Genomic DNA, 13,632 nt, shown 5'->3' on the forward strand with positions numbered 1-13,632 from the left:
GGCCATGACCGGCAGCGTAACGGCCATCTTTGCTTGCTCACCGCTTGTTGCGACTTCTTTTTTCAAGGCCGTTTCGTTTGACTGACTTACCTGTTGCTGATTCAAGTACTCCCAAGACCAACCCGCTGACCGTCTATCTGGCGCGTTTGGCGCCCTCCAGCCAACTGACCATGCGCTATGTGCTGCAGGACGCTGCCGATCGCCTGGGCTTCGACGAAGTGAACATCGAGGAGATTCCCTGGCATAACCTGCAACCCGAAGACGTGATCGCCCTGGTCGCCACATTGCGCACCGATGGTTATGCGCCAAACACCTCGTCGCTGTACGTCAACGCCGTGCGCGGGGTGATGAACGAAGCGTGGCGCATGAGCCTGATCAGTCAGGAGCATCTGCTGAAAATGCGTTCGGTCAAGGGCATTGCCGGCACGCGTCTGTCCCAGGGCCGCAACCTGCGGCGCACGCTGATTCAGGAACTGATGGAAGTCTGCGCCGCCGATCCCCGTCCGCAGGGCCTGCGGGACGCGGCGATCATCGGGATTTTGTATGGTTCGGGCATGCGCAAGTCAGAGTCGGTCAACCTCGACCTGAACCAGGTCGACTTCGCCGAGCGCAGCCTGCGGGTGACCGCCAAGGGCAACAAACAATTGATCAAGTACGCTCCGGCCTGGGCTTTTGCCAAGCTGGACGCGTGGCTGGAACTGCGGCGTTCGATGCTCAAGGAAGGCGAAGAGGATGACCCGTTCCTGTTCAATCGCATCCGGCGCGGCAGCCATATCACCCGCGAGCGCATCACCAAGCATGCGATTTACTACATTGCCCGGCAGCGGGGAACGCAGGTCGGGGTGAAAATCATGCCCCATGATTTTCGCCGCTCGTTCATTACCCGGGTGATTGAAGAACACGATCTGTCGATCGCTCAGAAGCTTGCCCATCACAGCAACATCCAGACCACCGCCAACTACGACGTGCGCGATGATAACGAGCGGCGCAGGGCGGTTGACCGCTTTGATCTCTGAGCCTTCAGCGCAATACGCAAGCCCTCAGCTCAATACATGAGCATGGCCGATGGTCGAGACATGTACAGCATTCGTCGATTCATCGGGTCGACGGGCAACCTTTTTGCGCGCTATTGGCTGCCTGGCTGATCACCTCGGCCAGGCGCCTGACGTTGTTTTGCTGAGCCGCCACCAGTTCGTCGATGGATGGCCCCGAAGGGGTCTGCAACGCACTGCGGCAGGACAGCAGTGAGTCTTCGTCGCCGCTGGCGCCCCGCAGGCGCCATTTCACATCGATCAGCCCGTATTGGCCCGGGATCGAGTCGAAGCGCTGCACCTCGAGCCGTACCGAGACTTTGCGATTGGGGTTGCCGTTGACCATCTGGTCGGTCAGGGCACTGCGCAGTTCATCCACGAGACTGGCGCCCCACCATTGGGTTTCGAGGATGGCCATGCCGGTGTTGCCCTCGCGCACCACGATTTGCGGTCGATCGACCTGCGGTGGGACCGTGAGGCCTTCGATCTGGATATCCGTCGCGGCCTTGGTATTTCCCGGCAACTGCGCGGGCGTCAAGGTGTGAAACTCAATCGGATCGCTGCGGCAGGCGGCGAGCAGAGACAACGTGGCGACCAGAGTCAACTTCAATGGAAAAGCCATGGGTGTTACTCCTGTAGTCATTTGCTCGGCGGCCCTTGCAGATCCATGGGCGCAGCATTTTTGGGGCGGCCGCGAATCAACGATTCCGGATGGCGGCCCAGGTAATCAGCGAGATCACGCAAGGACCGCGACGTGCGCCCGAGCTCGTCCAGGGTTTGCCCCAGCTGCTCGCGTTGTGGCGAATCTTCGGCCAGGGTTGAGTTGGCCGATTTCAGCGTGGTGTCGGCCGATTCCAGCGTCTTGCTCACGTTCGACAGGGTGGTTTGTACGCCGGGCAGTGTCTTGCTGTTGAATTGGCTCAGGGCTTTGCGCATCTCGACGAGGTTGCCATCCAGATTGCCGGCAATCCGCTCCACCGGCAGTTTGTTGATTTTGTCGACCATGGCTTCGAGTTTTTCCTGCAACTGCTCCAGGCTACCCGGAACGGTCGGAATCATGACCGGGCGAGCCGTAGCATCGAAGGCGACTTTCTCGGCCTTGGGGTAGAAATCCATGGAGATGTAGAGCTGGCCGGTCAACAGGTTGCCGGTGCGGGCCTGGGCTCGCAGGCCGTTTTCGATGAAGGTGCCCATCAAGCGCACACCTGCGGCTTCATCATTGGGGTCATGGTTGAGCGCGGCGAGCATTTTTATGTGAGCCTGACCCAGGCGCTGCGGGTAGATAACGATGCCGACGTTGAGCGGAAAGCTGCGTTTTTTCGCATCGAAGTCGAGGTTGATCGACACCACCTTGCCGATTTCCACCCCGAGAAACTCTACCGGGGCATCGACCTTGAGCCCGCGCAGTGCCTGATCGAAGCGTAGGGCCAGATATTGCGGCTTGCCACTGGGCGGGGCAAGGGCGGTTTGCTGGTCGTCGAACAGTTCGTAGGCGTATTCCTCGGGTGCCGGCTTGTCGTTGGGGCTGTATTCCGGCGCACGGAAGGCAATGCCGCCTACCAGGATCGAGGACAGGGATTCGGTCTTGACCGCAAAGCCGTTGGCCCCGACGTTCACGTCAATCCCGCTGGCATTCCAGAACCGGGTGTTTTCGGTGACGTATTGATCGTTGGGCGCATGGATGAACAGTTCGATGTTGACGCCTTTGCCGTCCGGGTCCAGCTCATAGGCCACCACCTGGCCGACCGGAATCTTGCGGAAATACACCGGGGAACCGATATCCAGCGACCCCAGGTCCTGGGTATGCAGGGTGAAGCGTTTGCCCGGCTCGCCATAAGTGATGGCTGGCGGGTTTTCCAGACCATTGAAGTGCTTGGCGCGAGCATTGTCCTGGCCGATATCAGCGCCGATGTAATCGCCTGACAGCAGCGTATCGATACCCGACACCCCGCCAGCCCCGATCCGTGGTCTCACCACCCAGAACTGCGAGTCTTTACGGGTAAAGCTTTCAGCCTGTTTCACCAGTTTTATCGTGGCATTGACGCTCTTCTGATCGTCGCTCAGCGCCACGTCCGAAACATGCCCGATCACCACGTTGCGGTACTTGACCTCGGTTTTGTTCGCCGTCAGGCCGTTGCCGGTCTTGAAGGTGACGACGATGGTCGGCCCTTCCTGCATGATGCTGTGCACCACCAGTGAAATCCCCACCAGCACCGCGACGATCGGCACAATCCACACCAGCGAAATGCTGAACCGCCGGGTCTTGATCGGGGCCTGCCCCGGGGCACGTGGTTCGTTAGTGGTTTGCGACTGCATCCGTGACCTCCTGATTATGCGGAACTTCCCGTTCTTTATCCCAAATCAACCGCGGGTCGAAACTCATCGCCGACAGCATGGTAAACACCACCACCAGACCAAAAAATAGAATGCCCGGGCGCGGCTCGATGTCGGCCAGGGCTTGAAACTTCACCAGCGAGGCCACCAGCGCGACCACGATGACATCGAGCATCGACCAGTAACCGATCACCTCGACGAAGCGGTACAGCTGTGAGCGCTCCTTGCGTGCCCACGCGCTGTCACGCTGCACGGTGACCAGCAGCATTGTGATCGCCACGAACTTGACGCCCGGCACCGCAATACTGGCGATGAAAATGATCAAGGCGATGTCCCAGGCGCCAGCTTCCCAGAACTCCAGCACGCCGCTCATGATCGTACTGTCGGCGCCGCTGCCGACCATTTTGGTGTTCATCACCGGCAACAGATTAGCCGGGATGTAAAACACCAGGGCCGCAATCATGAAGGCCCAGGTTCGGGTCAACGAGTTGGTTTTGCGTCGATGCAGCGGGGCCCCGCAACGTTCGCATTCGTGGGGTTGATGGGTCATATCGCAAGCCAGGCCGCAGGTGTGGCACAGGCATAGATTGAGATCGTCGGCGACCGGGGGCGTAGTCATTGAATGGCCCATAGTTCGCGGATATCGCGGCCGGCAATGCGGATCATCATCAGGCTGAGGATGGCCAGGGCGAACAAGCCGATGCCCGGCAGCACGTCCAGCAGCCCGGCGAGTTTGATCACCGCCACCATGGCCCCCAACAGACACACTTCCAGCATGCTCCAGGGCCGGAGGGTTTCCAGCCAGCGCATGCAGAATTTGAAGGCGGGCGAGCGTTTGTTGCCGAGCGCGAAGCTCAAGACCCAGATCAGCAGCAGCAACTGGATAATGGGCGCGATGATCATGGCGATCGCCGCCACCAAGGCGATGAAGGTGATGGGGCCCAGACTCAACGCCAGCACCGAATCCCAGAGCGTTGCGCTGTTTTTCAGGCCTTTGAGGCTGATGCTCATGACCGGATAGAAATTGGCAAAGATCCACAGCATCAACGCGGTGAATGTCAACGCAAGGCGTTGTTCGACCGTGAGGCCGTTATAGCGCTGGAGCACGCCACCGCAGCGCGTGCACAGGGTTTTCTGATGTTTGGCGAGCGTCACTTTTTCGTACACGCAATCACAGTGCTCGCAAATGATCAGTTGATCAGTAGATGCCATGGGCCAGACTCGACAGAGGGCAGAAAAGGATGAGCACCTCCTCAATATAGAAGCGACTCGCAATTGAGCAAATCGAAAGGCGAAACCATGGGATGTACAGCGCAGGAAGGGTAGGACAAGCGGGAGAATGTGTGGCGAGCGAGCTTGCTCGCGCTGGGTCGCGGAGCGGCCCCAAACTATCCGGCAACAATTGCCTTTTTTGCGAGTGCTGCGCACTCGAGCGGGAGCAAGCTCCCTCGCCACAGTCTTTTGTACGAGGATGACTGCCCAACCTAGCCGAGCATTTCCCGCATCCGATACCACAGCATGCCAAGGGCCAGCAGTGGCGAGCGCAGGACGCGGCCGCCGGGGAAGGTCATGTGCGGCACGGCGCTGAACACGTCGAAGCCTTTGCTGTGGCCGACATGAATCGCCTCGCCCAGCAGCCTGGCGCACCAGTGGGTGACGTTCAGGCCATGACCGGAATAACCCTGGGCGTAGAACACGTTCGGGTGCTGGCTCAAACGCCCGACCTGCGGGAAGCGATTGGCGGTGATGCCGATCATGCCACCCCACTGGTAATCGATGCGCGCGTGCGCCAGTTGCGGGAAGACCTTGAGCATCTGCGGACGCATGTAAGCGGCGATGTCCGCCGGATCGCGCCCGGAATAATGGCAGGCGCCGCCGAACAGCAAGCGCCGGTCTGCCGAGAGCCGGTAGTAATCCAGGCCGACTTTCTGGTCGCACAGCGCCAGGTTCTGCGGGATCAATTGCCGGGCCGCGTCTTCCGACAAGGGTTCGGTGGCGATGATGTAGCTGCCGGCCGGAAGCACTTTGCCGCTGAGTTTCAGTTCGAGTTCTTCCAGGTGCGCATTACAGGCCAGCACCAGACTGCCGGCGCGAACCGTGCCCCCGGCACAACGCACCTGCACGGTACTGCCGTGGATCAGCTCCAGCACCGGGCTCTGCTCGAAGATTTGCACGCCAAGGGATTGCGCGAGCTGCGCTTCACCCAGCACCAGATTCATCGGGTGCAGATGACCTGAACCCATGTCGAGCAATCCGCCGGCATACACGCCTGAATTCACCACCTGCTGACGAATCTGCTCTGGCTCGATCAGGCGGGTTTCGTGGGCGTAACCCGCCTCCTGGAGTTCTGCATACTCCGCCTTCAACCCGGCGAAGTGCGCCGGGGTGTTGGCCAACTCGCAGAATCCCCAGCGCAGGTCGCAATCGATGCCGTGTTCACGGATGCGATTGCCCACCACTTGCACAGACTCCGTTCCGGCGTGCTCCAGATAACGCACGCCTTCGGCACCGATATGCCTGGCGAAGCCACTGACGTCATGGCCGATGCCGCGGATCAGTTGCCCGCCGTTGCGTCCGCTGGCACCCCAGCCGATCCGCCGGGCCTCCAGCACAATCACCGAGAGCCCGCGCTGGGCCAGTTCGATGGCGGTGTTGATACCGGTGAACCCACCGCCAATCACACAAACGTCGGCGACCAGGTCAGACGTCAGTTCAGGACGGTTGGCCATGCCATGAGCCGAAGCGGCGTAATACGAGCGCGTGTGTTCCTGGGTGTACTGGTTCATTGGTTGGACTTCACTTTGCTCCAGGAACGGGTCATCAAACGCATGATCGACTGGGGCGGAGTGGTGGAGATGTAGAGTTTGTCGAGCACATCCTGCGGCGGGTAAACCTCGGGATTGTTGACCAGTTCCGGGTCCATGTACTGCTTGGCGGCCGGGTTCGGGTTGGCGTAACCGACCGACGCGCTGACCTTGGCGATCACTTGCGGGTCGAGCAGGTAATTGATGAAGGCGTGGGCTTCTTTCGGGTTGCTGGCATCGGCTGGAATCGCCAGCAGGTCGAACCACAGGTTGGCGCCTTCCTTGGGAATGGCGTAGGCGATGTTCACGCCGTTGCCGGCTTCCTTGGCGCGGTTGGCGGCCTGGAACACATCACCCGAGTAACCGAAGGCTACACAGATGTCGCCGTTGGCCAGGTCCGAAACGTATTTGGACGAGTGGAAATAGGTGATGTACGGGCGGATGCTCAACAGCTTGGCTTCGGCCTTTTTGAAGTCTTCAGGTTTCTCGCTGCGCGGGTCCATGCCCATGTAGTTCAGCACGGCGGGGAACACTTCATCCGCCGAATCCATCATCGACACGCCGCACGCGCTGAGCTTCTTGATGTTTTCCGGCTCGAACAACACGGCCCAGGAATCGATGTGGTCGATGCCCAGCACTTGCTTGACCTTTTCAACGTTGTAGCCGATGCCGTTGGTGCCCCACAGGTACGGCACCGAGTGCTCGTTGCCCGGATCGTTTTTCTCCAGCAGCGTCAGGAGTTTCGGGTCGAGGTTCTTGTAGTTCGGCAGTTGCTCGCGGTCCAGTTTCAGGAACGCGCCGGCCTTGATCTGGCGAGCGAGGAAGTGGTTGGACGGCACGACCACGTCATAGCCGGTGCGGCCGGCGAGCAGTTTGCCTTCCAGGGTTTCGTTGGAATCGAATACGTCATAGATGACCTTGATCCCGGTTTTGGCCTGGAAGTCGGCGAGGGTGGTATCGCCGATGTAGTCGGTCCAGTTGTAGACGCTGACCTGGGGCTGAGCCTGGGCAACGGCGCTGAACAGGACCGCCAGCGCGACCGGGGCCACGGATTTCAATAGACGCATATCGATACCTTCTTGGAATTATTGGATTTTTTTCAGGTGATTCTTTGGTGTTCGCTATCCCTGTGGGAGCGGGCTTGCCCGCGATGGCGGCCTGTCAGTCAAAGAGGGTGTTTGAATGTACCGGCCTCATCGCGGGCAAGCCCGCTCCCACAGGGAATGTGTGATCCCCTGGGGAGTGCACGCTTTAGACGCTGAGCATCAGGAACTCACGCTCCCACGAGCTGATCACCCGCTTGAAGTTTTCGTGCTCGGCACGTTTGACCGCGACGTAGCCGCGCACGAATTTGTCGCCCAGGTAACGGCCGATGGTTTCGCACTCTTCCATTTTGGTCAGGGCGTCTTCGATGGTGATCGGCAGGCGCAGGTTGCGGCGTTCATAAGCCCGGCCCTGGACAGCGGCGCTCGGTTCAACACGCTCGACCATGCCGAGGTAACCGCACAACAGGCTGGCCGCGATGGCCAGGTACGGGTTGGCGTCGGCGCCCGGCAAGCGGTTTTCCACGCGCATGGCGTCCGGGCTTGAGGTCGGTACGCGCAGGCCGACGGTGCGGTTTTCTTCGCCCCATTCGACGTTCACCGGTGCCGAAGTGTCCGGCAGGAAGCGGCGGAACGAGTTCACGTTCGGCGCGAACATCGGCAGCACTTTCGGGATGTACTTTTGCAAGCCACCGATGTGGTGCAGGAACAACTCGCTCATGTTGCCGTTTTCATCGGCGAAGATCGGCTTGCCGGTGGCGATGTCCACCACGCTCTGGTGAATGTGCATGGCGCTGCCCGGTTCGTCGCCGACCGGTTTGGCCATGAAGGTCGCCGCCACGTTGTGCTTGAGCGCGGCTTCGCGCATGGTGCGTTTGAACACGGTGATCTGGTCGGCCAGGTCCAGTGCGTTGCCATGGCGGAAGTTGATTTCCATCTGCGCCGGGCCGTCTTCGTGGATCAGCGTATCGAGGTCCAGACCCTGCAATTCGCACCAGTCGTAGACGTCTTCGAACAGCGGATCGAATTCGTTGGCGGCATCGATCGAGAACGACTGACGACCGCTTTCAGCACGGCCCGAACGGCCCATCGGGGCCTTGAGCGGCAAGTCCGGGTCTTCGCAGCGCTGAGTCAGGTAGAACTCCATTTCCGGCGCCACAATCGGCCGCCAGCCTTTGTCGGTGTACAGCTGCAGCACTTTTTTCAGCACATTGCGCGGCGACAGTTCGATCGGGTTGCCGAACTTGTCGAAGGTGTCGTGGATCACGATGGCGGTTGGCTCGATGGCCCATGGCACCACGTAGACTGCATCGGCATCCGGCTTGCAGACCATGTCGATGTCGGCGGGGTCGAGCAGGTCGTAGTAGATGTCGTCGTCGACAAAGTCCCCGGTTACCGTTTGCAAAAGCACACTTTCCGGCAGGCGCATGCCTCGCTCATGCAGGAACTTGTTGGTGGGTGCGATTTTGCCGCGTGCAATGCCGGTCAGGTCGCTGACGACGCACTCGACTTCGGTAATCTTGTGATCTTTCAGCCACGTGAACAGCTGATCGAAAGGGACATTCATAAAGACCTCGTTATTGGTTTTATTAACGCCAGGAGAGGCCAGTTTCATCCGCCGGACACTTCCCCTGTAGCGCGTTGACGTCTATCTTGGGCGAGCCTTGCGGTTCCATCTATCCACTTTAAGCAGCACAAAGCGCACCAAAAGAGTGCGCAAGGTCACCCATGACACACTGCAATTCACTACAGGTTCAAGCGTTCAGCACCGCCGATGTCGCCGAGCAAATCCGCGCCACGCCGGGCTGGACCCAGCATTACCAACAGATGTCGCCAGGGCATTTCGCCGGTCTGGTGCGCTATCTGGATTTGCAGGGCGTGGAGATTTACGAAGAGCACATGAATACCCGCGTCGAGCAGAATTTCAGTGCACCACAGGGTTCACTGGCGTTCTGTTTCGATCGCAGCGACAACGCGCTGTATGTGTTGAATGGCGAGAGCCGCAACATCTGGATCACCCCGGAGAACTACCAGGAAATCGCCGTGGTGTTCGGTCCGGAGTTCGTGCAGCGCAACAGCCTCGATGTCGCCCGGCTCGAAGGGCTGTTCATGGCGCCGCTCAATTCGCAGCAGAACGCGTTGTTCTGCCGTTGGCTCAGCGGCACGCTGACGCGACTGTCGCAGACGTTCGATCCGCCGACTCGGGAGGCGCTCACTCAGCAATTGCTCGATGACTGCCTGTTCATTCTCGACAACGCTTGCGTTTGCCTTGACCACGGCGCACTGCAGCGCCGCGCCGGGGAACGGGCGATCATGAAACGAGTGGGGGAGTGGGCGGCGGATACGCCGGAAGAACACCTGAACCTGTTGGAGCTGTCGCTGGTCGCCGGGGTTTCACTGCGCCAGTTGCAGCATGCGTTCAAGACCTACACCGGGATGGCGCCGACCCAATGGCTGCGCCTGCGCCGCCTGAACAGTGCCCGCCGCGAATTACTCAGCCGCACGCCAACGCAAACCACCGTCGCCGAAGTGGCGATGCATTGGTCGTTCTGGCATTTGGGGAGGTTTTCCAGCAGCTATCGCGCGCTGTTCAAAGAGTTGCCCAGCGATACCCTGAAGCGGGCGAGCGCCGCGCAGCCTGGTGGCCAGCGGCGTGAGAAGGTTGCGTCGTTACTGATGCGTTGATCAGCCTCTGACACGGGTGAAGGAAATCGAGAGGAATTTTTTGATGACCCTGGCCATGGGCGTCTCGATCTCTTTGTGGATGAGATAAGACAGACCTATCATCACGGCGATGGTGCTCCACAGCAATACGTGCGGGTTTATCACCGGATAAGCAATGTTGAAAATCATAAAGCCGATCATTTGGTGTAACAGGTACAGCGGGTAGGTCAGCGCACCTAATACAGTCCAGTTCAAAGCCCCTACGACGCCGGTTTTATTCGTCGCGATCAAAAAGAACGTCATGAAAAACAGCATGATCAAACTGCAGACAATGAGTGGATTGTATTCGGTTGAATATTTGCTTTCGAGCAATTGGGCCCATGCAATGGCGGTGTAGTTGGCCAGTGCCCAGGCACCCGCCAACAGCAGCACTCGTGTTCTCGTGATGCCCTTGGCCCATATGAGGTAGAACGTGGCGCCAGCTATAAAATAAGCGGCGTAATCGGTGATCAGTATCGAGCGCAGCTTCTCGACAGTGAGTATCTCCGCTGTGGCAGAAATCACTAGCCAGTACACAAAATAGGTCTCTATTTTTTCTATTTTCTTCAAGCCCAACACAATGGATATCATCAAATAAAACTGTATTTCTACAAACAGAGACCAGTACACGCCGTCTATTGACGGCACGCCCAGCAAGTCGCTTAAAAAGGTCATGTTTATTACGTATTGATAAAGGTCAGCGGTGTATCTCGGCTGGCCAATCGCAAGCGTCATCAGGAACGTGATCGTGCAGCACACCCAGAAAGCAGGGCAGAGCCGAACGATACGGGATATGAAAAACACTTTGAGGTTATTGCTCGAGGCGGTCATCAGAATGACAAAACCGCTGATCATGAAAAACAGTTCGACGCCCAAGTAACCGTATTTGGCGGGCTCGGCCAATAGTGGGTAGGGCATTGTGGACATGTCGCCTTTTGCATACCCGCGAAATGCATAGTGAAAGAACACTACCGCGATAGCAGCAACAAAGCGCAGCAAATCCAATTCTTTCAGCCGGCGTTTAATCATGCAGTGCGCTCCAGATGTGTTAGCGCGGTTTGAGAACGAACCTCCTTGCCGATTGAAATGTGACCCAGGGCGCACGGCGCAGCAGCCGTCGAGCCTCATGGACTTCAATTGAAGGTGCAATGGATCAAGACTGAGAACGCCTCAGCCTGGTGTGGCGCTAGCGCGAGCGTTGCCACATGTACATGTAGTCGACTTCAAAGGTGGAGGGCAGGTCGGCATCGTCGACCACCCCAAACCATTTCCACATGGCCTCGCTGTCGAGGTTCACCTCCATCGGGAAGAAGAAGTGCGAGTTCTTCGATTCCCTGACCAGCACCCCGTCGACGTACCAACGCAGTGTGTCGGGCTGCCAGTCGAAGCCGTAGACATGGAAGTCATCCGCCAGGCGCCATGGACTGATCCAGATGCTGCCATTTTCAATGTGCTCGTTGCTTTGCGGCGTGGCCCACAGGTGGGCATTCATGTTGTACGAGTGGTCTAACGCGCCGTTTTTGGTTTTGCCGGCGATTTCGAAGATGTCGATTTCGGTGGCATTGTCCGCCATGCCTGTCCACGCCAGCCAGAATGCACTGGAACCTGCGGAGTTCATGGGTTTGGCGCGGACTTCGTAGTAGCCGTAGAACCCGCGTTCATTGGTTCGCACCATCGCTGAGGTGTAGTCCTTGAAGCCGAGCTTGACGTACTTCTGCGGCAAGGTTTCCTTGCGAAAGATAATGTTCAGGTTGCCGTTCTCGACGATGACATTGTTCGGCGTGTACAGCGCCGGTTTGCGTCCCAGTGACTCGTTCCCAATGCCATTGTTGACGTGCCAGCGTTCGAGATCGAGGGTGGTGCCGTTGAAGTCGTCGGACAGTTTCCGGTTGAGCATCCACTGCCCCGCATTGGCCTGGTCGGACAGCGGCAGCTCTCGATTCGACCGGCTCGGCAATGGGCCCAGTGGTCCGACCCGGGTCCAGGTATTGGCCAGTTCGGGGATGGCAACGGACCATTTTTCCGCCAGGTACTGAAAGGCTTGCTGACGTTCCGCGAGGGAGGCAAAGGCGCGGTCGTAGACCAGCACTTCGGCGATGTCGCCGCGAAAGTTCTCGGCGTTGCCCAGGGCATTGCGCCCGACTGCATACGGGCCAATCGGCACGTCGTAAAGCTCCAGGACGGAAACGGTCGGCGCATACGCGCTGGTTTGTGGCAGGCTGATGGCGAAATTGGGCAACAGGTTATCGTTGTTGGCGGCTTGCGGGCGTGAGCTGAACAAGCGTTGCCAGGGATCAACGTCAGGCTGTCCGGACAATCGACGGGACACGACCAATACGGTCACAGGGCCTTTGGCAGTGCGGATGGGTTTACCCAGCAACCCCGACACGCCACTGAAACGCACCACCGAATGGCCATTCAGGGCGTTGGCGATCCGCTGCGGCTGCGAGGCGCCATCGTCGACAGTGGCGTGACTGGATTTTCCAGATTTATCGTTCCAGCGCCGGACATGGTTTTGCGCATCCAGGGTCATGGTCGACGCATCCGCCGCATCCAGCCACAGCACGAGCCCGGTGGAGGGAACACCGGGCGCTTGTGCCGCGTTGCAGGCGATCGACACCGACAGCAGCAGAGTCAGCAGGGATCCTTTGAAGATCATTTGACGGCGATCAGCGCGGGGATTTCGAAGGAAGCTTGATAACCCTGCGGGTTGCACGACTGCCACCGCCAGGTGTCGACGATCATCTGATGAAGATCCCGTTGGGCGGTCCAGTTCAGCTCCCGTCCAGCCTTGCCGGGGTCGGCCCAGCATTGGGCGATGTCACCTTCGCGTCTTGGCGCGAAGTGGTAGGGAATAGTGATGCCCGTGATGTCCTCGAAACTCTGGATGATTTGCAGCACGCTGTAGCCCGTGCCGGTGCCGAGGTTCCAGACATTGATGCCGCTGTTGTGCTGCAACACCTGAAGAGCCTTGAGGTGGCCGATCGCAAGGTCGACCACGTGGATGTAGTCACGCACGCAGGTCCCGTCCACGGTGGGATAGTCGTTACCGTACACCGTGAGTTCAGGCATCCGGCCAATGGCGACCTGCGTCAGGCACGGCAACAGGTTGTTGGGACGGCCCCTGGGGTCTTCACCGATCATCCCGCTTTCGTGGGCGCCAATCGGGTTGAAGTAGCGCAACAGCCCGATGCTCCAGCGTGGATCGGAATGGCACAGATCGGCGAGCAACTCTTCGATCATGAGCTTGGTGCGGCCATAGGGGGTGGTCGGTTTGCCGGTGCCGACCTCTTCGGCAATGGGTATCTGTGTAGGTTCGCCGTACACCGTGGCCGATGAGCTGAACACCAGTTGGAACACGTTATTGCGCGCCATGGCCTGGCACAGCTCAAGCGTGCCGCAGACATTGTTGGCGTAGTAATCCAGAGGCGTGTGCACGCTTTCTGCGACGGATTTGAGGCTGGCAAAATGCACCACGGCATCGATGTCATAGCGTCTGAATATGTCGTCCAGCAAGTTTGAATCACGAACATCGCCCTTGATGAACGCCACCCGGGTCAGGGTCAGTTGTTCCAGGCGCGAGATGCACTCTCGTGAGCTGTTACACAGATTGTCGAGCACCAGCACATGGTGTCCGGCATTGATGAGCGCCACGGCGGTATGAGAGCCGATGTAGCCGGCCCCGCCAGTAATCAACGTAGTTTTGCGCATGGTGAG

At 58.9% G+C, this 13,632-nt stretch carries 12 protein-coding genes; 2 read left to right on the plus strand and 10 right to left on the minus strand.

Annotated features, from left to right (window positions below; genetic code table 11):
* Positions 1-77 precede the first annotated feature (77 nt).
* Complete coding sequence (locus M5G20_RS05955) at positions 78-1,016, plus strand: site-specific integrase (RefSeq protein ID WP_273918343.1); 939 nt, start codon at positions 78-80, stop codon at positions 1,014-1,016.
* A 79-nt stretch (positions 1,017-1,095) separates the two neighbouring features.
* Here M5G20_RS05955 and M5G20_RS05960 read toward each other — a convergent pair whose 3' ends face one another.
* The 7 genes from M5G20_RS05960 to M5G20_RS05990 all read right to left on the minus strand — a co-directional run bounded on the left by M5G20_RS05960 (position 1,096) and on the right by M5G20_RS05990 (position 8,779).
* Positions 1,096-1,653, minus strand: coding sequence for a PqiC family protein (locus M5G20_RS05960; protein ID WP_273918344.1), 558 nt, complete (start codon positions 1,651-1,653; stop codon positions 1,096-1,098).
* Between the two features lie 17 nt (positions 1,654-1,670).
* Positions 1,671-3,347: a PqiB family protein gene (locus M5G20_RS05965; protein ID WP_273918345.1), complete on the minus strand. Its 1,677-nt coding sequence runs from the start codon at positions 3,345-3,347 to the stop codon at positions 1,671-1,673.
* Positions 3,328-3,984 (minus strand): paraquat-inducible protein A, encoded by a 657-nt coding sequence (locus tag M5G20_RS05970; RefSeq protein WP_273918346.1) that lies wholly within the window; start codon positions 3,982-3,984, stop codon positions 3,328-3,330. The genes M5G20_RS05965 and M5G20_RS05970 overlap by 20 nt, the downstream gene beginning before the upstream one ends.
* Positions 3,981-4,577 carry a paraquat-inducible protein A gene (locus M5G20_RS05975; RefSeq protein WP_273918347.1) on the minus strand — a complete coding sequence of 199 codons (597 nt, stop codon included), beginning with the start codon at positions 4,575-4,577 and terminating at the stop codon, positions 3,981-3,983. Before M5G20_RS05975 ends, M5G20_RS05970 begins: the two co-directional genes overlap by 4 nt.
* Before the next feature lie 272 nt (positions 4,578-4,849).
* Positions 4,850-6,151 carry an NAD(P)/FAD-dependent oxidoreductase gene (locus M5G20_RS05980; protein WP_273918348.1) on the minus strand — a complete coding sequence of 434 codons (1,302 nt, stop codon included), beginning with the start codon at positions 6,149-6,151 and terminating at the stop codon, positions 4,850-4,852.
* Positions 6,148-7,236 carry a polyamine ABC transporter substrate-binding protein gene (locus tag M5G20_RS05985; RefSeq protein ID WP_273918349.1) on the minus strand — a complete coding sequence of 363 codons (1,089 nt, stop codon included), beginning with the start codon at positions 7,234-7,236 and terminating at the stop codon, positions 6,148-6,150. The genes M5G20_RS05980 and M5G20_RS05985 overlap by 4 nt, the downstream gene beginning before the upstream one ends.
* Positions 7,237-7,420: 184 nt before the next feature.
* Positions 7,421-8,779 carry a glutamine synthetase family protein gene (locus tag M5G20_RS05990; RefSeq protein WP_273918350.1) on the minus strand — a complete coding sequence of 453 codons (1,359 nt, stop codon included), beginning with the start codon at positions 8,777-8,779 and terminating at the stop codon, positions 7,421-7,423.
* 161 nt (positions 8,780-8,940) lie between these two features.
* Between M5G20_RS05990 and M5G20_RS05995 the strand changes: the two genes are divergently transcribed.
* Entirely contained in the window at positions 8,941-9,897 is a 957-nt protein-coding gene (locus M5G20_RS05995) for a helix-turn-helix domain-containing protein (protein ID WP_273918351.1), read from the plus strand.
* Here M5G20_RS05995 and M5G20_RS06000 read toward each other — a convergent pair whose 3' ends face one another.
* The 3 genes from M5G20_RS06000 to galE all read right to left on the minus strand — a co-directional run bounded on the left by M5G20_RS06000 (position 9,898) and on the right by galE (position 13,626).
* Complete coding sequence (locus M5G20_RS06000) at positions 9,898-10,944, minus strand: acyltransferase family protein (RefSeq protein ID WP_273918352.1); 1,047 nt, start codon at positions 10,942-10,944, stop codon at positions 9,898-9,900.
* A 157-nt stretch (positions 10,945-11,101) separates the two neighbouring features.
* Positions 11,102-12,574 (minus strand): family 16 glycosylhydrolase, encoded by a 1,473-nt coding sequence (locus tag M5G20_RS06005; protein WP_273918353.1) that lies wholly within the window; start codon positions 12,572-12,574, stop codon positions 11,102-11,104.
* Positions 12,571-13,626, minus strand: a complete 1,056-nt coding sequence (galE, locus tag M5G20_RS06010; RefSeq protein ID WP_273918354.1) for a UDP-glucose 4-epimerase GalE — start codon at positions 13,624-13,626, stop codon at positions 12,571-12,573. The genes M5G20_RS06005 and galE overlap by 4 nt, the downstream gene beginning before the upstream one ends.
* Positions 13,627-13,632: the final 6 nt, after the last annotated feature.

This window comes from Pseudomonas sp. TNT2022 ID1044, from assembly GCF_028656895.1.
In the GTDB taxonomy this organism is placed as follows: Bacteria; Pseudomonadota; Gammaproteobacteria; order Pseudomonadales; family Pseudomonadaceae; genus Aquipseudomonas; species Aquipseudomonas reinekei.